Here is a 15550-nt window from a genome sequence, read left to right as displayed (position 1 = left end):
CGTGTCGTTCGGCTCCGCTGAGCAGCCGTTCGCCGTGCCGCCGTGTGGGGGCTTTCACAAGAGGGCCGTCGGCGTCACCGGTTCGTGACCTTTTCTGCCAGAGTGTTCGGCGGCCCGTGCCCGGGCCGTCTCGCTCGTCGGAAGGTGTGCAGTGTTCTGGAGCAAGCGTGGGAAGGGTGCGCGGCGGTCGGACACCGGTCGCAACGCTCTCGTGCCGATCCCGCTCACGGGCGGCCTGCTGAGCGGGCAGGTCCAGGACGGCGAGGGGCGCCCGCTGGCCGGGGCGCAGGTCGCGGTCCTCGACCGCGCCAGCACCCGGATCCTCAACGCCGACACCGACCCCTTCGGCTACTTCACCGCCGCGCTCGTCCCCGGGCAGTACCGGGTGCGCGCCGAGGCCGGCGGCTACCGGGGCAACGGCACCACCGTCGAGGTCGAGTGGGGCAAGCACGCCGAGGTGGGCGCGCTGACGCTCGCGCCGGACCACTCGCTCACCCCGCCGCCGCCCGGGGTCTACGACATCGACCCGGACCACTCGTCGGTCCGGTTCATCGCCCGGCACATCGGCATGTCGCGGGTCTACGGCCGGTTCAACCGCTTCCGCGGGCAGATCCGCATCGCCGAGCCCTTCGAGGACTCCGCCGTCGACGTCGTGATCGACGCCGTCAGCGTCGACACCAACGTCGAGGCCCGGGACACGCACCTGCGGTCCCCGGACTTCCTCGACGTCGAGCGCTTCCCGCAGCTGCGCTTCTCCAGCACCCGGTTCCGCCGCGGCCCGGGCAACCGCTGGATCGTCGACGGGGACCTGACCCTGCACGGCCTGACCAGCGACGTGCAGCTCGACGTCACCTTCCTCGGCATGGAGGAGTGGAACGGCCGGCGCGCCGGTGCCGTCGCCACCGCGGAGCTGCACCGCGAGCACTTCACGCTCAACTGGCAGCAGATGGTCAACCGCGGCGTGCCCGTGGTCGGCTCGACGATCGAGATCAACCTCGACGTGCAGGCGGTCCTGCAGCAGTAGCGGACGCCGCCCCGGCGAAGGCGTGCTGGCGCCAGGCCTCGTAGACCGCCACGGCCGCGGCGTTGGCGAGGTTCAGCGAGCGCGACCCCGGGACCATCGGCAGGCGGACCCGCGCGCTGACCTGCGGGGCGTGGGCGACGTCCGTGGGGAGCCCGGTCGACTCCGAGCCGAACAGCAGGACGTCGCCGGGCTCGTAGGCGACGTCGGTGTAGTCGCGGTCCGCGCCGGTGGTGAACGCGTAGACGCGGGCGGGCCCGACCGCCACCCACAGCTCGTCGATCGTGCGGTGCACCCGCAGCTCGGCGAGCTCGTGGTAGTCGAGGCCCGCGCGGCGGACGTTGCGCTCGTCGAGCGCGAAGCCCAGCGGCTCCACGAGGTGCAGCTCGGCGCCGGTGTTGGCCGCGAGCCGGATCGCGCTCCCGGTGTTGGGCGGGATCTCGGGGGCGTGGAAGGCGATCCGGAACACGGGCCCTTCGTAGCAGGCGGCGGCCCGCACGGGGTGCTCGGGCGGGCGCCGGATCAGCCGTCGGGGCGTTCGGCCAGCCACTCGGTCGCGGTGAGTCCGGCGAGCTCCCGGAAGTCCCGGGCGAGGTGGGCCTGGTCGGCATAGCCGCAGCGGGCGGCGGTGTCGGCGAGGGCCGGGCGCCGGGGACCGCGGAGCAGGTCGCACGCCCGCTCGAACCGGATCACCCTGGCGGCGGACTTGGGGGAGAGGCCGACCTCGTCGCGGAACCGCACCGCCAGGTGCCGGCGGCTCCAGCCGATCTCGCGGGCCAGCTCCTCGATCCGCAGCGTGCCGCCGGTCCCGGCCAGCCGGTCCCAGGCCCGGGCGACCTCCGGGTGCGGGTCGGGGCGGCGGGCGTCGGCGGCGAGGCGGGTGAGCGCGGCGTCCAGGAGCGCGAACCGGTTCGTCCAGGTCGGGGCCTCGGCGAGCCGTTCGACGAGGATCGCCGCTCGCCGGCCGAGGAGGTCCCCGAGCCCGACGACGTCGCCGGCCAGGGCGCTCGCCGGCGTGCCGAGCAGGACGCGCGCGCCGAGCCAGGTCAGCCGCAGCTGCAGGCCCGTCTGGGCGGGACCGGTGCCGATCACCGCCGGCCGGTCGTGGAGCCCGCCGACCATGCTCCGGTGGGAGCCGGACGACCGGTCCGGGTCGGGCGTCCGCAGGACGTCGACGACGCCGTCGAGGCAGAGCACGAAGGTCAGGTGCCCACTCGGGACGCCCATGTGCGTGCCCGGCGCGGTCGCGGGCATGCGGTAGCCGCTGTAGAGGTCGACGAGCGGGCGCAGCGCCGGAGCCGGCCGCGCCCACACCAGCTCCGAGCCGCCGGTGGGGCGGGTCGGATCGGTCACACCCCGAGGGTATCGACGCAGCTCACGCCCCCGCACCCCACGAGCCCCGCGACCCGCCCGACTCCCGCGAGTCGCGCTGTGGGTTCCCGCGAGTCGCGCTGTGGGTTCCCGCGAGTCGCGAGCTCCTGCAGCGCAAGTGGCGAGTCTGTGCTGGTTCACCCCAGCTCTGCGGCCCGGCGCGCCCCGTGGCGCCGCAACCAGCCGACGACCTCCGCCGCGTCCGCCCGCTCCGCGGCGTCGAGGGGAGTGAGGTGCTCCCAGGGCGGCAGCACGTCCAGCTCCGCGCCCCGGGCGAGCAGGTACTCGGCCGCATCGAGGCTCCCGCCGTGGCAGGCGTACCAGAACGCGACGTCGACGTCGTCCGGCCGGGGTGGGTGCTCCTCGTACTCGGCGACAAGCAGGTCCACCATGCCGAGCGCCGCGGCCTCGGCGGGCCGGGGGATGGCGCCCCGGTCGACCAGGCGCCGGGCGGCGGTGTGCTGACCGAAGGCGACGGCGTCGGAGAGCGGCGTGCCGTCGGCGATCACCGCGCCGTCGGCGTCGATCGTGGCGCCGGCGTCGAGGAGGGCGTCGACCAGCGGGACGTCGTCGTTGCTGGCGGCCCAGTGCAGGGCGGTCTCCCGGTGCGCGCCGACGAACCGCGCGTCGACGTCCGCGCCCGCGTCGACGAGCACCCGAGCCATCTCCGGGCCCGCCGGCCGGTTGCCCGGCCAGTCCGCGACGACGTGGAGCAGCGTCCGTGCCCCGTCCGGCCGGGCGGTGGCGAGGGCGGGTTGCGCGGCGAGCAGCCTGGACAGCGCCGCCACGTCGCCGGCCTGGATCGCCGCCACCGCCTGCTGCTCGGCCTCGGTCATCCCCCGATCCTGCCCCGACCCGCGGGTGCGCAGGCCCCGACTCGTGCGAGCTCAGGGCGCGACTCGCGGAAGCTCAGGGCGCGACTCGCGGAAGCTCAGGGCGTGACTCGCGGGAGCTCAGGGCGCGACCCGCGGGGTCAGAGGGTGAGCATCATGCGGACGTTGCCGAGGGTGTTGGGCTTGACGTGGGCGAGGTCGAGGAACTCCGCCACGCCGGCGTCGTAGGAGCGCAGCATCGCGTTGAACACCTCCTGCGAGACCGGCGTGCCGTCGATCTCGGCGAACCCGTGCCGGCCGAAGAAGTGCCGCTCGAAGGTGAGCACGAACAGCCGCTTGAGCCCCAGCTCGCGGGCGTTCGCGATCAGGGCCGATACGATCGCGTGTCCCGCCCCGCGGCCGAGCACCTTGGGGTGCACCGCGACCGTGCGGATCTCGCCGAGGTCCTCCCACAGCACGTGCAGCGCCCCGCACCCGACGACCTCGCCGTCGATCTCCGCGACCAGGAACTCCTGCACCGACTCGTAGAGCGTGACGATCTCCTTCGCGAGCAGCACCTTGCCCGCGTAGTTGTCCACGAGGGACTTGATCGTCGTCACGTCGGCGGTGCGCGCCCGCCGGACGGCCACCGCTGCCATGGCGGTGGAGCGTAGATCATGCGGGCTGCCGTCTACCCTGTGAGTCGTGAGTTCCCGAAGCGCCGTGCCCCGTCGGGCCGCCCTGCTGACACTGGGCTGCGCCCGCAACGAGGTCGACTCCGAGGAGCTCGCCGGCCGGTTGGCCGGTAGCGGCTGGGAGCTGGCGGAGGCCGACGAGGCGGACGTGATCGTCGTGAACACGTGCGGCTTCGTCGAGCAGGCCAAGAAGGACTCGATCGACACGCTGCTCTCGGCGTCGGACGTGGCGAAGGGCCGTGGCGCCATGGTCGTCGCGGTCGGCTGCATGGCCGAGCGCTACGGCAAGGAGCTGGCCGAGAGCCTGCCCGAGGCCGACGCCGTGCTCGGCTTCGACGCCTACCCGGAGCTGGCCGAGCGCCTCGGCGACGTGCTCGACGGGCACGCGCCCGCCCCGCACGTCCCCGTCGACCGCCGCACGTTGCTCCCGATCTCGCCGGTGCAGCGCCCGGAGGCGAGCGTCGACGTCGCGATCCCCGGCCACGCCTGGGTGCCGGACATCGCCCGCCGCCGGCTCAGCACGGGCCCGGTCGCGAGCCTCAAGCTGGCCTCGGGGTGCGACCGGCGCTGCGCGTTCTGCGCCATCCCGTCCTTCCGCGGCTCCTTCGTGTCGCGCCACCCGGACGAGGTGATCGCCGAGGCGGCATGGCTCGCCCGGGACGGGGTACGAGAGCTCGTGCTGGTCAGCGAGAACTCGACGTCGTACGGAAAGGACCTGCCCGGCGGCACCCGGGCGCTCGTGGACCTGCTGCCCCGGCTCGCCGCGATCCCCGGGATCGAGCGCGTCCGGGTCAGCTACCTGCAGCCCGCCGAGACCCGCCCCGACCTGCTGAAGGTCCTCGCGACCACGGACGGGGTGGCGCCCTACTTCGACCTGTCCTTCCAGCACGCGTCGAACCCCGTGCTGCGCCGGATGCGGCGCTTCGGCTCCCGCACGGACTTCCTCGACCTCTGCGAGCGCATCCGCGCGTTCGCGCCCGAGGCCGGTATCCGCAGCAACGTGATCGTCGGGTTCCCCGGCGAGACCGAGGAGGACCTCGCCGAGCTCGAGGCCTTCCTGACGGGCGCCCGGCTGGACGCGGTCGGCGTGTTCGGCTACTCGGACGAGGAGGGCACGGAGGCGGCCGGCTACGAGGGCAAGGTCGACCCGGAGGAGGTCGCCGCACGCGTCGAGCGGATCTCCGTGCTGGTCGACGAGCTGATGGCGCAACGGGCCGAGGAGCGGATCGGCACCGAGGTCGTCGTGCTGGTGGAGACCGCCGGGTCGGCGACCGAGGACGCCACCGGGCGCGCCGCGCACCAGGCCCCGGAGGTCGACGGCGAGTGCGTGTTCGTCTCCGGCGAGCTCGCCGGCGAGCCCCTCGGGGTCGGCTCCTTCGTCCGGGCCGAGGTGGTCGACGCCGAGGGCGCCGACCTCGTCGTCGAGGCCCGCGAGGTCGTGGTCCCGGTCGCGGGCGGGCTCGTGACCGTGGGAACGGCGGGATGAGCGCCGCGGGCGGCGGGGGAGCGCGATGAGCGCGGTCCCGGCCGAGGAGCCCGTCGCCTCGCCGGAGAACGCGGTCCCGCTGCTGAACCTCGCCAACGTGCTCACCGGCGTCCGGCTGGTACTCGTCCCGTTCTTCCTGCTCGCCCTGCTGCACCTCGACGGCACGGACCTGGGCTGGCGCCTCGTCGCGGCCCTGCTGTTCGCCGTGGCGGCGATCACGGACCGGTTCGACGGCGAGATCGCGCGCAAGCGGGGCCTGGTCACCTCGTTCGGCAAGATCGCCGACCCGATCGCCGACAAGGCGCTCATGGGGGCGGCCCTGGTCGGGCTGTCGGTGCTGGCGATCCTGCCGTGGTGGGTCACCGTGGTGATCATGGGCCGCGAGGTCGGCGTGACAGTGCTTCGCTTCTGGGTGATCCGGCACGGCGTGATCCCGGCGAGCAAGGGCGGGAAGCTGAAGACGCTGGTCCAGACGTTCGCGATCGGCCTCTACGTGCTGCCGCTGACGCTCCTGCTGCCCTCGGCGGCGGGTGCGGTGGAGATCGTGCGCTGGACCTTCATGGCGGCCGCGGTCGTGCTCACCGTGGTGACCGGCCTGGACTACGTGCTGCGCGCGATCCGGCTGCGCGCCGCGGCCCGGGCGGCGCTGCGGCGGGTCTGACACGCGTTCGGGCTCCGGCGATGTTCGCCCTCGGCGGACGCGTCGGGCGCCGCGCCGCGGCGACGCGGACGGCCCGGACTCGGTACGGTGGGGGAACCCCCGTCCCCGGACGGGGGTGGCACGGGTCCGACGAGGAGGGTGGGCGCATGGCTCTGCTGCTGCGTGAGGCGATCGGTGGCAGCCTTCGGCGTGCCCGCACCCTGCGGAAGCGCACCCTGCGGGACGTCTCCCGCGCCGCCCGGGTCAGCCTCGGCTACCTCTCGGAGGTCGAGCGCGGCCGCAAGGAGCCCTCGAGCGAGCTGCTCGCGTCGATCTGCGAGGCCCTCGACGTCGCCTTGCCGGACCTGCTCGCCGAGGTCATCAGCGAGATGACGCGGGACGAGCAGCTGGAGTTCGTCGGCCGCACGGAGACGCTGGTCCCGATCGGGCAGCGGCACTCGGACCTGCGCCTCGCCCCGGTGCGCACGGGCGCCCCGCTCGGCGGTCGCCCGGGCACCCCGGTCGCCTCCGCCGCCTGACCCACCCGCCGGCCCACGGCGCCGTCCCGCGCCCGTTCACCTTTCGGTGCGCGGCGTCATCCCTGCCGGGTTCCCGCGCCGCTGAGATCACGCTGTGGGCGGGTCCTGTCCGGTTCGTCCGGCGTCGCCGCGCCGGTCCCTCCGCGCCCGGTAGCCTGGGCCGGGGTCGCCCCGAGGGCGGCCTCCGGACGATCCCCGATATCGTCCGCACGCGGTGGCACCCGAGGCCGTGGCGATGCCACGATGGGCGCGAAGAGCACCGCGCGGCGGTCGCGGGGGGAAGCACGCGGTCCGCTCGGTGGAGGCGGTACCCGGTTCGCACTCGGAGGTAGGCGGAGCAGATGGCCAACGGTTTCACGAAGGCCTGGAAGTACCTGATGGCCCTGTTCTCGTCGAAGGTCGACGAGTACGCGGACCCGAAGGTGCAGATCCAGCAGGCCATCGAGGACGCACAGCGCCAGCACCAGGCGCTCTCGCAGCAGGCGGCGGCCGTCATCGGCAACCAGCGCCAGCTGGAGATGAAGCTCAACCGGCAGCTGGGGGAGATCGAGAAGCTGCAGGCCTCGGCACGGCAGGCGCTGGTCCTCGCCGACCAGGCGCGGGCCCAGGGCGACGAGCAGAAGGCCCAGCAGTACGAGCAGGCCGCGCAGGCCACGGCCACCCAGCTGGTCACGGCCGAGCAGTCGGTCGAGGACCTCAAGACGCTGCACGACCAGTCGATCGGCGCCGCGGCGCAGGCCAAGCAGGCCGTCGAGCGCAACTCGATGATGCTGCAGCAGAAGATCGCCGAGCGCACGAAGCTGCTCAGCCAGCTCGAGCAGGCGAAGATGCAGGAGCAGGCCGCGGCCTCGCTGCGGCAGATGACCGAGCTCTCGGCGCCGGGCAACACGCCGTCGCTGGAGGAGGTCCGGGACAAGATCGAGCGCCGCTACGCCAACGCGATCGGCTCGGCCGAGCTGGCCCAGAACTCGGTCCAGGGCCGCATGCTCGAGGTCCAGCAGGCGACCGTCGACATGGCGGGCGCCAACCGGCTCGAGCAGATCCGCGCCTCGATGCACGGCACCCCGATCTCCGGGGCGGAGGAGAAGCCGACGCAGCAGATCCCGGCGGCCCCGCAGAGCACCCCGCAGGGGCAGCAGCAGCCCGGCACCGCCTGAGGTCTCCTCGTCACGGACGCCGCTCGCCTCGCCGGAGGTGGGCGGCGTCCGGCGTTCCCGGGGCCCGTCAGCGACGGAGGGGGCGCCGGGTGTGGGTGGGCCGCGGGGCGGGACCGGGCTGGCAGCGCGGGCACCAGTAGGCGACGCGGGCGTAGACGCCGTCGCCCTGCTCGGCGACCCGGATCCGGGTACCGCAGCGGCGGCAGGGCCGGCCCCCGCGCTCGAACACCCAGTGCGCCTCGGCCGGGTGCGGCGAGCCCGTGGTGGTCTGCTCGGGCCGGTCGGCGTTCATCAGCAGGAGCTTGCGGGCCAGGGCGATCACGCCGGGCAGGTCCGGCGTGTCCCGCACGAGCGTCCACGGGGAGAGGCCGAGCAGGAAGCAGATCTCGGTCTTGTACAGGTTGCCGACGCCCGCCGTGACCCGCTGCTCCAGCAGCGCCAGGCCCAGCTCGTGGTCGGCGCGGGCGTCGAGCCGACGCAGGGCCTCGGCCTCGTGCTCCGGCCCCCACCCCGGGTCGAGCAGGTCGGGGCCGAGGTGCCCGACGAGCCGCGACTCCTCCGCCGTCGGCAGCAGCTCCAGGTCGTGCAGCGCGAACCCGACGGCCACCCGCTCCGGCACCTCCAGCACCGCGCGGGCCTCGTGACCGGGCCGACGCCACCGCATCCCCGGGTGGTACAGGTGCCACGCGCCGTCCATGCGGAAGTGGCTGTGCAGGCTCTGCCCGTCGTCGAACCGGGTGAAGAGGTGCTTGCCCACGGACGCGACGCCGACCACCCCGAGTCCCGCCAGATCGACCCCGGCGAGGCGGGGGTGGCGGATCTCCCCGCGCAGCAGCGTCCGCCCGGCCAACGCCGCGTTCAGGCGTTTCCCGGCCAGGTAGACGGTGTCGCCCTCGGGCACACCCCCGACGGTAGCGAGGTGGGGACCTCCGTGCGCGGTACGGACCCGCGGCGGTGCCCGCGGGGCATCGGCGGCCCGGACCCGCCGGGGCGCCTAGGGTCGGGGACGTGCGCACGTTCCGGACGGCCCGCCTGGCGGCCGCGGCGGCCCTGACGCTCGCGGCCCTGACGCTCGCGGCCCTGACGCTCGCGGCCCTGGCCGGGTGCGGCGAGTCGACCACCGGTTCGGCGAGCTCGGGCGACGACGGCGCGCCCAGCGCGACCCTGCCCGCGCTGCGGACCAAGCTCGCGTCGATCTCGCTGGACGAGTGCGCGACGAGGCCGGCCGAGCAGATCTACCCGAACTGCGCGCGCTTCGTCCGGGAGGTCCAGAACGTGGTACCCGCCGCGCGCGCCGAGGCGGACCATGTCACCTCGCCGGAGGCGCTCACGAAGGCCGCCGACGCCGTCGACGGCGCGGTCAACCGGTTCACCCAGGACCAGTGCATCCCGGTCGGCGCCCCGCCCGGGCCGGCGGGGGAGTGCGGCGCGGACCTGGCCTCCATGCAGGAGGCGCTCCGCGCACTCGTCGCCGCCGTCGGCCGCTGACGCGCCGGGCGGTCCGTCCCGTTCGTCACCTGCGAAAACGCCCGATCCGGACGTTCGCGTACCGGCGCGGTGTGGCGGCCCCCACCCCGCCAGAATCATCCGCGGTCGACGGGGAGGACGGTGCGGATGAAGGTGTCGCGAGGGTGGGGGAGCACCGCGCTCGGGATCGCGGTCGTGGTCGCGCTCGGGCTCGGCATCCTGGTGGGCGTGCACCCGAGCGCCGCGGCGGGCGCGTTCGGCGCCGCCGGATCGGCCCCCGTCGCGGGCGCACCGACGGTCGACGCCGCGCCCGCACCCGTCGTGCACATCACGCCGGCCCAGGGCACGCCGCTGAACCCGACCGACCCGATCACCGTGACGGTCACCGACGGCACCGCCCGGGCCGTGCACGTCACTAACACGAGGACGGGCACGGCCGTCGACGGCACCCTCGCGCCGGACGGCCACACCTGGACCTCCACCGGCGACCTCGCCTACGCGGCCACCTACGCCGTGGCCGTCGACACCCTCGACCGCGACCAGGCGCCCGGGCGCACCGACGGCACCGTCGCGACGATCGCCCCGAAGGCCGAGGCGTACCCGTCGTTCGTCCCGGCACCGAACTCGGTGCCGACCGTCGGCGTGGGGCAGCCGATCGTCGTGCGGTTCGACCACGCGATCGCCGACCGCGCCGCCGCCGAGAAGGCACTCACCGTGACCTCGAGCCCGGCGCAGCCCGGCGGCTGGTACTGGATCTCCGACACGGAGGTGCACTACCGGCCGCAGCAGTACTGGAAGCCCGGCACCACGCTGACCGTGCGGGCCGACCTCTACGGCGTGGACCTCGGCGCCGGCACCTACGGCTCCACCGACCGGACGATGACGGTGAAGGTGCACGACGCGTGGGTCGCCAAGGCGGACGGCGCTTCCGAGCAGATGCAGATCTTCGACGACGGGCAGCTCGTCAAGACCATGAACATCAGCCTCGGGGCGCCCGGGTTCCCCTCCCACACCGGCCCGCACGTCATCTCGGACAAGCAGCCGTCGATCGTCATGGACTCCTGCACCTACGGCGTGTGCGAGGGCCAGCCCGGCTACTACAAGGAGAAGGTCGACCTCGACCTGCGGATCTCCGACGACGGCGAGTTCGTCCACTCAGCACCGTGGTCGGTCGGCCAGCAGGGCAACGCGAACGTCTCCCACGGCTGCGTCAACCTCGCGCCGGCCGACGCCCGGTGGTTCTACGACCACTTCGGCATCGGCGACGTCGTCGAGATCGCCAACTCCGGAGGCCCGGCCCTGCCGGTCTACGACACCTACGGGGACTGGGAGCTGAGCTGGGCGGACTGGAAGGCGGGCTCGGCGCTGTAGCCGGCGCCGTCACCGTTCCCGGGGTCGATCCGGTAGTCCCGCAGGTCGGGCTCGCGCGTCATCCGCCAGTAGTCGACGATCCGCCAGGGCAGCGCGGAGACGACCCGGCCGGCGGCGTTGCGGTACCAGTTCCGCATGCCGGGGTGGGTCCAGATCATGGCCTCGTGCGCCTCGTCGTGGCGCCGGACGTAGTCCGCCTCGACCTCCGGCCGCACCTCGACCGCGCCGATGCCCTGCTCGGCCATCGTGACCAGCAGGTCCACGATGTACCGGACCTGGCACTCGGCGATGGTGATGTAGCTGCCGCCGTGCCCGAGCACGGTACCCGGGCCGCAGGTCAGGAACAGGTTGGGGAAGTCCGGCACGGTGATGCCGAGGTGGGCGTGTGCGTCCTCCGGGCCCCACACCTCGTCGATCCGCCGGCCGGAGCGCCCGCGGACCTCGATCGGCCACAGCACCCGGTGGGTGTGGAAGCCGGTCGCGAGGATCACGACGTCGGCCTCGACCTCCGCCCCGTCGGCGCCGCGCACCCCCGTCTCCGTCACCTCGGTCACCGCCTCGGTGAGCAGGGTGACGTTCTCCCGTCGCAGCGCGGCGAACCAGCCGTTGTCCAGCAGCATCCGCTTGCCGAAGGGCGGGTAGTCCGGCAGCGCCTTGGCGACGAGATCGGGCCGGCCCGCGAGCTCGGCCTCCAGGTAGCGGGTGAAGACGCGCCGGTGGCCGTCGTTGAGGGCGTTGACCGACCGGTCGGGGTGCTGCCACGCCGGGTCCTTCTGCAGGCCGGGGTGGACGCGGTCGTTGGTGTTCCAGGCGAGCCGGGTGCGGTACCAGAGCCGGTAGTAGGGTACGTGCTCGATCAGGTAACGGGCGCCCTCGGCGACGGGGGAGAAGTACACCTCGTTGGGCGCGACCCACTGCGGCGAGCGCTGGAAGACGGTCAGGTGCGCCACGCGCTCGGCGACGGCGGGCACCACCTGCATGGCACTCGCGCCGGTGCCGATGACCACGACGCGCTTGCCGGTGAGGTCGAGGTCGGCGGGCCACTCCGCGGTGTGGAACAGCGGCCCGCGGAACCGGTCGAGGCCGGGGACGGGCGGGATCCTGGGCCGGTTGAGCTGGCCCGTCGCGGTGATCACGACCTCCGCGGTGAGCTCCTCGCCGCCCGCCGTCCGGACCGTCCAGCACCCGTCCGCCCAGGTCGCGGAGACGACCTCGGTGCCGAACCGGATCCGCTCGCGCAGGTCGTGGCGGTCGGCGACCGCGCGCAGGTACTCCCACACCTCGTCGCGCTTGCCGAAGTGGGTGGTCCAGTCACGCGGCGCGAAGGAGTACGAGTACAGGTGGCTCGGGGTGTCGACGCCCGCGCCGGGGTAGGCGTTCTCCAGCCAGGTGCCGCCGACGTCGGCGTTCTTCTCCAGCACGACATGCTCGATCCCGGCCTCGGCCAGCCGGATCGCGGCGAGCATCCCGGACACGCCGGCCCCGATCACGATCGCGCGCAGGGCGCCCGGCGGGGCGCGGCGGACCTCGACCGGGGCGAAGCCCATGTCCTCGGCGGTCATGTCGGCGTACTCGAGCGGCACGTCCTCGCCGACGGCCAGGCTCATGATCTCGGCGAGGTCCGCGCCCGTCGGCGACGGGACGGCGACGGGGGCGCCGGCGGCCCAGGCGCACACCGCGTCGGCCGCCGCGGCCCGGATCTCGGCCCGGATCTCCGGCGGGAAGCCGCCCGGGTCGTTGTCCTCCATCCCGCGGCTGCGGGTGGGGCGGTAGGGGTCGGCGAGCCAGCGCCGGTCCCCGGTCAGCTGGTACAGCACCGCGACCAGCGAGGGCAGGTTCGCCCCTTCCAGCGCCGCCGTCAGCGCGGCACGGTCGATCGGCGCGCGCTCCGGCGCGAACGGTACGAACCCCATCGGCGGACCTCCTCGTCGACGAAGCCTAACCGTGGTTAGGCATTGGGCGGAAGGGCTGGGTGAAGTTCGGCCTTGACGCACGATGCGGGCCACTCCATGCTCCCCTCCGACACCTAACCGCGGACAGGGAGACAGCGATGGAGCTGACCGAGGCCATGCGGACCACCGGCACGTGCCGGTACTTCACCCCGGACCCCGTGCCCGACGAGGTGCTGCACCGCGCGTTCGACGCCGCCCGCTTCGGCCCGCAGGGCGGCAACCGGCAGCCGCTGCGCTGGATCGTGGTCCGCGACCCGGAGCGCAAGCGCGCCCTCGCCGAGCTCTATCTGCCGCCGTGGAAGGCGTACCTCGCGAACGTCGGGATCGGCGACGTCCGGGTCGGAGCCGTGCCGAAGACCGTTGCCGACGCCGACCACTTCGCCGAGCACCTCGCCGACGCCCCCGCGATCGTCGTGGTCTGCGCGGAGCTCGACGGGCTGCACCCCACCGACCACGAGCTCGGCCGGCTCTCCGTGGTCGGCGGGGCGTCGATCTACCCGGTCATGCAGAACTTCTGCCTCGCGCTGCGCGACCAGGGCGTCGCCTCCGCGGTCACCACCCTGCTCTGCCACTCCGAGCCCGAGGTGAGGAAGCTGCTCGAGATCCCGGACGGGATCATCACGGCCGCGCACGTCGCGATCGGCTACCCGGCCAAGGGCTTCCCGCGGAAGCTCAGCCGCGGCCCGGTCGAGGAGGCCGTCTTCGCCGACACCTACGGCTCGCGGCTCTTCGCATGAGCGCGCTCGCCGAGCAGTACACCCGCCCGCTGGCCCGCGCCACGATCGGCGACCAGCTGCGGCGGCACGCTCGCACCCGGCCCGCGGCGGTCGCCGTCGTCGGGTACACCGCGGACGGGATCCGCTCCGAGACCACCTACGCGGAGCTGGACCGGCGGGCGAACCGGTACGCGCACCTGCTGCGCGGGCTCGGGGTCGGCCGCGGGGACGTCGTCGCGTCGATGGCACCCAACTCGGTCGACGTCGTGGCCGCGTACTACGGCGCGCTCAAGCTGGGTGCGGCGTTCACCGGGATCAACCCGCTGCACCGCGCCCCGGAGGTCGCGCACCAGCTCGGGCACGCCGAACCGCGGGTCGTGCTGGCCGCGGCCGCGTTCGCCGAGCTCGTCCGGAGCGTGCTCCCCGAGGCCGCGACGCTGGTCGAGTACGGCGGCGAGCTGCCGGCGGACGACACGGAGCCCGAGGCCGAGGTCGACGAGCACGACGTCGCGATGCTCGTCTACACCTCCGGCACCGAGGCCACGCCCAAGGGCGTGCTGATCCCGCACCGCAACTACCTGATCTCCACGGCACCGGCGTGGAGCTGGGGGCTGCGTACCGGGCCGGACGACACCTGGCTGTTCGTGATGCCCTTCCACACGATCGCCGGGCTCGGCTCGATGACCACGCTGACGCTCATGGGCGCCACGCTGGTGCTGCCGGCGACCACCGACCCGGCACGCTCGCTGGAGATCATCGCCCGCGAGCGCGTCACGGTGATCGCGCAGACCCCGACCTTCTACCTGGCCCTGGCCGGTCGGCCCGGGTTCGGTGCCGACGCCGTCGGCGCCGTCCGGCGGTGCATGACCTACGGCGGACAGGTCGCGCCGCACGCGATCTCCGCGTGGGCCGCGGCCGCCCCGGGCGTCGTCTGGGGGACGTACTGGGGCCAGTCCGAGCTCTCCCAGCTCGGCACGGTCGGCTGGTTCCGCACGCTCGACGACGTCCCGGACCACGACCCGACCTGGATCGGCACCCCGGTCTCGCACCTGGAGGTGCGGGTCGTCGACGCCGAGGGCCGGGACGCCGAGGTGGGCGAGCTGCTGTGCCGCACGCCGTCCGTCATGCTCGGCTACCACCGCGACCCCGCGCGGACCGCCGAGGTCATGGTCGACGGCTGGGTGCACACCGGCGACATGGTCCGGATCGACGCCGCGGGCAACCTCTTCTTCCGCGACCGGCTCAAGGACGTGATCAAGTCCGGCGGCATGAACGTCTCGTCGCAGGAGGTCGAGCGGGTGCTGCACGAGCACCCCGGCGTGCTGCGGGCGGCCGTGGTCGGGAAGCCGGACGAGTACTGGTCCGAGGCGGTCACGGCGTTCCTGATCCCGCAGGAGGGCGCGACCGTCGACCCGGACGAGGTGGTCGCCTTCTGCAAGGAGCGGATGGCCGGCTACAAGGTGCCCAAGGCGGTGCACGTGGTGACCGAACTGCCCGTCGACCCGCAGGGCAAGATCCTCAAGCGCGAGCTGCGGAAGGTCGTCGTGTGAGGGGAGTGAGGGGGTGACGGTGTGACGGAGGAGCCCCTGGCCCTCTCCCGCACGGCCCGGACCCGGCTGCGCCGCGAGGAGATCGTGACCACCGCGGCGCGGACCTTCGCCGACCGCGGATACGCGCACGTCGGCATGCGGGACATCGCCGACGCCGTCGGCATCCGCGGGGCGAGCCTCTACCACCACTTCGCGGCCAAGGAGGAGATCCTCTACGCGGTCTGCCTGACGGTCACCCGCGAGCCGTGCGAGGAGAACCTCCCCCTGCTCGACGCCGCGGGCACGCCCGCCCAGCGGATGGCGATGCTGGTCCGCGCCCACCTGCGGCACCTGTACCGGCGACGGGTCGAGCACCTCGTGGGCCTGCACGAGATGGCGTCGCTGACGCCGGAACACCGCGCCGTGGTCGACGGGCACCGCCGCTACTACCAGCGGCGGGTCCGGGACGTGATCACCGCGGGTGTGCGGTCGGGCGAGTTCACCGTGCCCGACGCCCAGCTCGCCGCGTTCGCCGTGCTCGACATGCTCAACGGCTTCAGCGGCTGGTTCCGCGACGACGGCGGCCTCTCCCTCGACGACGTCGCCGAGGGATACGTCGAGCTCGTCGTCGGGCGGATGCTCGGGGCGGGCACCGCGTCCGGCTAGATGTCCCCGCGGCAGAGGTTGTTGACGCGGTGGGCGGGTGGGTGTCCGCCGAGCGCGGTGTGGGCCCGGTGGTGGTTGTAGCCGTGCAGCCAGGCCGGTAGTGAGGCGACACGCTCGGCGGAGGAGTT

The 15550-nt window shown here is 73.9% G+C and carries 16 protein-coding genes; 10 read left to right on the top strand and 6 right to left on the bottom strand.

Annotation, left to right across the window (positions count from 1 at the left end):
- The first annotated feature begins 151 nt into the window (after window positions 1–151).
- A complete protein-coding gene (locus ABD990_RS32150) occupies window positions 152–1024 on the top strand; it encodes a YceI family protein (protein WP_345384571.1) in 873 nt (290 codons plus the stop codon).
- On the opposite strand, the gene ABD990_RS32145 is transcribed toward ABD990_RS32150, so the two are convergent.
- The 4 genes from ABD990_RS32145 to ABD990_RS32130 form a co-directional block, all read right to left on the bottom strand.
- Window positions 990–1490, bottom strand: coding sequence for a tRNA (cytidine(34)-2'-O)-methyltransferase (locus ABD990_RS32145; RefSeq protein WP_345384570.1), 501 nt, complete (start codon window positions 1488–1490; stop codon window positions 990–992). The genes ABD990_RS32150 and ABD990_RS32145 overlap by 35 nt on opposite strands.
- Before the next feature lie 53 nt (window positions 1491–1543).
- The gene (locus tag ABD990_RS32140) at window positions 1544–2374 is read right to left on the bottom strand and encodes a helix-turn-helix domain-containing protein (RefSeq protein ID WP_345384569.1); all 831 of its coding nucleotides are present in this window, start codon (window positions 2372–2374) and stop codon (window positions 1544–1546) included.
- A gap of 155 nt (window positions 2375–2529) precedes the next feature.
- A complete protein-coding gene (locus tag ABD990_RS32135) occupies window positions 2530–3228 on the bottom strand; it encodes an ankyrin repeat domain-containing protein (RefSeq protein WP_345384568.1) in 699 nt (232 codons plus the stop codon).
- Window positions 3229–3365: 137 nt separating this feature from the next.
- Complete coding sequence (locus tag ABD990_RS32130) at window positions 3366–3863, bottom strand: amino-acid N-acetyltransferase (RefSeq protein ID WP_345384567.1); 498 nt, start codon at window positions 3861–3863, stop codon at window positions 3366–3368.
- 46 nt (window positions 3864–3909) lie between these two features.
- On the opposite strand from ABD990_RS32130, the gene rimO reads away from it, so the two are divergent.
- The 4 genes from rimO (at window position 3910) to ABD990_RS32110 (ending at window position 7721) form a co-directional block, all read left to right on the top strand.
- Window positions 3910–5385: a 30S ribosomal protein S12 methylthiotransferase RimO gene (gene rimO / locus ABD990_RS32125; protein WP_345384566.1), complete on the top strand. Its 1476-nt coding sequence runs from the start codon at window positions 3910–3912 to the stop codon at window positions 5383–5385.
- A gap of 25 nt (window positions 5386–5410) precedes the next feature.
- Window positions 5411–6046, top strand: coding sequence for a CDP-diacylglycerol--glycerol-3-phosphate 3-phosphatidyltransferase (pgsA, locus tag ABD990_RS32120; RefSeq protein WP_345384565.1), 636 nt, complete (start codon window positions 5411–5413; stop codon window positions 6044–6046).
- 146 nt (window positions 6047–6192) lie between these two features.
- Complete coding sequence (locus tag ABD990_RS32115; RefSeq protein WP_345384564.1) at window positions 6193–6564, top strand: helix-turn-helix domain-containing protein; 372 nt, start codon at window positions 6193–6195, stop codon at window positions 6562–6564.
- Window positions 6565–6905: 341 nt separating this feature from the next.
- Window positions 6906–7721 carry a PspA/IM30 family protein gene (locus tag ABD990_RS32110; protein ID WP_345384563.1) on the top strand — a complete coding sequence of 272 codons (816 nt, stop codon included), beginning with the start codon at window positions 6906–6908 and terminating at the stop codon, window positions 7719–7721.
- A gap of 67 nt (window positions 7722–7788) precedes the next feature.
- Here ABD990_RS32110 and ABD990_RS32105 read toward each other — a convergent pair whose 3' ends face one another.
- On the bottom strand, window positions 7789–8622 hold the full coding sequence (locus ABD990_RS32105; protein ID WP_345384562.1) for a DNA-formamidopyrimidine glycosylase family protein: 834 nt from the start codon (window positions 8620–8622) through the stop codon (window positions 7789–7791).
- Window positions 8623–8729: 107 nt separating this feature from the next.
- Here ABD990_RS32105 and ABD990_RS32100 point away from each other — a divergent pair, with 107 nt between their 5' ends.
- A complete protein-coding gene (locus tag ABD990_RS32100; protein ID WP_345384561.1) occupies window positions 8730–9209 on the top strand; it encodes a hypothetical protein in 480 nt (159 codons plus the stop codon).
- A 126-nt stretch (window positions 9210–9335) separates the two neighbouring features.
- Window positions 9336–10559, top strand: coding sequence for a L,D-transpeptidase (locus tag ABD990_RS32095; protein ID WP_345384560.1), 1224 nt, complete (start codon window positions 9336–9338; stop codon window positions 10557–10559).
- Here the strand turns inward: ABD990_RS32095 and ABD990_RS32090 are convergent.
- Complete coding sequence (locus ABD990_RS32090) at window positions 10505–12472, bottom strand: flavin-containing monooxygenase (protein WP_345384559.1); 1968 nt, start codon at window positions 12470–12472, stop codon at window positions 10505–10507. The two genes, ABD990_RS32095 and ABD990_RS32090, sit on opposite strands and share 55 nt — an antisense overlap.
- Window positions 12473–12609: 137 nt before the next feature.
- Between ABD990_RS32090 and ABD990_RS32085 the strand changes: the two genes are divergently transcribed.
- The 3 genes from ABD990_RS32085 to ABD990_RS32075 are packed head-to-tail and all read left to right on the top strand — an operon-like array spanning window position 12610 to window position 15422.
- Window positions 12610–13248: a nitroreductase family protein gene (locus ABD990_RS32085; protein WP_345384558.1), complete on the top strand. Its 639-nt coding sequence runs from the start codon at window positions 12610–12612 to the stop codon at window positions 13246–13248.
- Entirely contained in the window at window positions 13245–14777 is a 1533-nt protein-coding gene (locus ABD990_RS32080; RefSeq protein WP_345384557.1) for a class I adenylate-forming enzyme family protein, read from the top strand. The genes ABD990_RS32085 and ABD990_RS32080 overlap by 4 nt, the downstream gene beginning before the upstream one ends.
- A gap of 21 nt (window positions 14778–14798) precedes the next feature.
- A complete protein-coding gene (locus ABD990_RS32075; protein WP_345384556.1) occupies window positions 14799–15422 on the top strand; it encodes a TetR/AcrR family transcriptional regulator in 624 nt (207 codons plus the stop codon).
- The last annotated feature ends 128 nt before the right edge of the window (window positions 15423–15550 follow it).

Origin of the sequence: Pseudonocardia yuanmonensis (assembly GCF_039542425.1) — a bacterium.
Classification (GTDB): domain Bacteria; phylum Actinomycetota; class Actinomycetes; order Mycobacteriales; family Pseudonocardiaceae; genus Pseudonocardia; species Pseudonocardia yuanmonensis.
The sequence above is the reverse complement of the archived record's forward strand: the minus strand, read 5'-3'. Positions and strand labels throughout refer to the sequence as shown.

Bases quoted from the DNA above. Each gene is read 5' to 3' on its own strand.
- ABD990_RS32135 (WP_345384568.1), bottom strand. From the start codon at position 3,228: ATGACCGAGGCCGAGCAGCAGGCGGTGGCGGCGATCCAGGCCGGCGAC.
- ABD990_RS32130 (WP_345384567.1), bottom strand. From the start codon at position 3,863: ATGGCAGCGGTGGCCGTCCGGCGGGCGCGCACCGCCGACGTGACGACG.
- pgsA (WP_345384565.1), top strand. From the start codon at position 5,411: ATGAGCGCGGTCCCGGCCGAGGAGCCCGTCGCCTCGCCGGAGAACGCG.
- ABD990_RS32115 (WP_345384564.1), top strand. From the start codon at position 6,193: ATGGCTCTGCTGCTGCGTGAGGCGATCGGTGGCAGCCTTCGGCGTGCC.
- ABD990_RS32110 (WP_345384563.1), top strand. From the start codon at position 6,906: ATGGCCAACGGTTTCACGAAGGCCTGGAAGTACCTGATGGCCCTGTTC.
- ABD990_RS32095 (WP_345384560.1), top strand. From the start codon at position 9,336: ATGAAGGTGTCGCGAGGGTGGGGGAGCACCGCGCTCGGGATCGCGGTC.
- ABD990_RS32090 (WP_345384559.1), bottom strand. From the start codon at position 12,472: ATGGGGTTCGTACCGTTCGCGCCGGAGCGCGCGCCGATCGACCGTGCC.
- ABD990_RS32085 (WP_345384558.1), top strand. From the start codon at position 12,610: ATGGAGCTGACCGAGGCCATGCGGACCACCGGCACGTGCCGGTACTTC.
- ABD990_RS32080 (WP_345384557.1), top strand. From the start codon at position 13,245: ATGAGCGCGCTCGCCGAGCAGTACACCCGCCCGCTGGCCCGCGCCACG.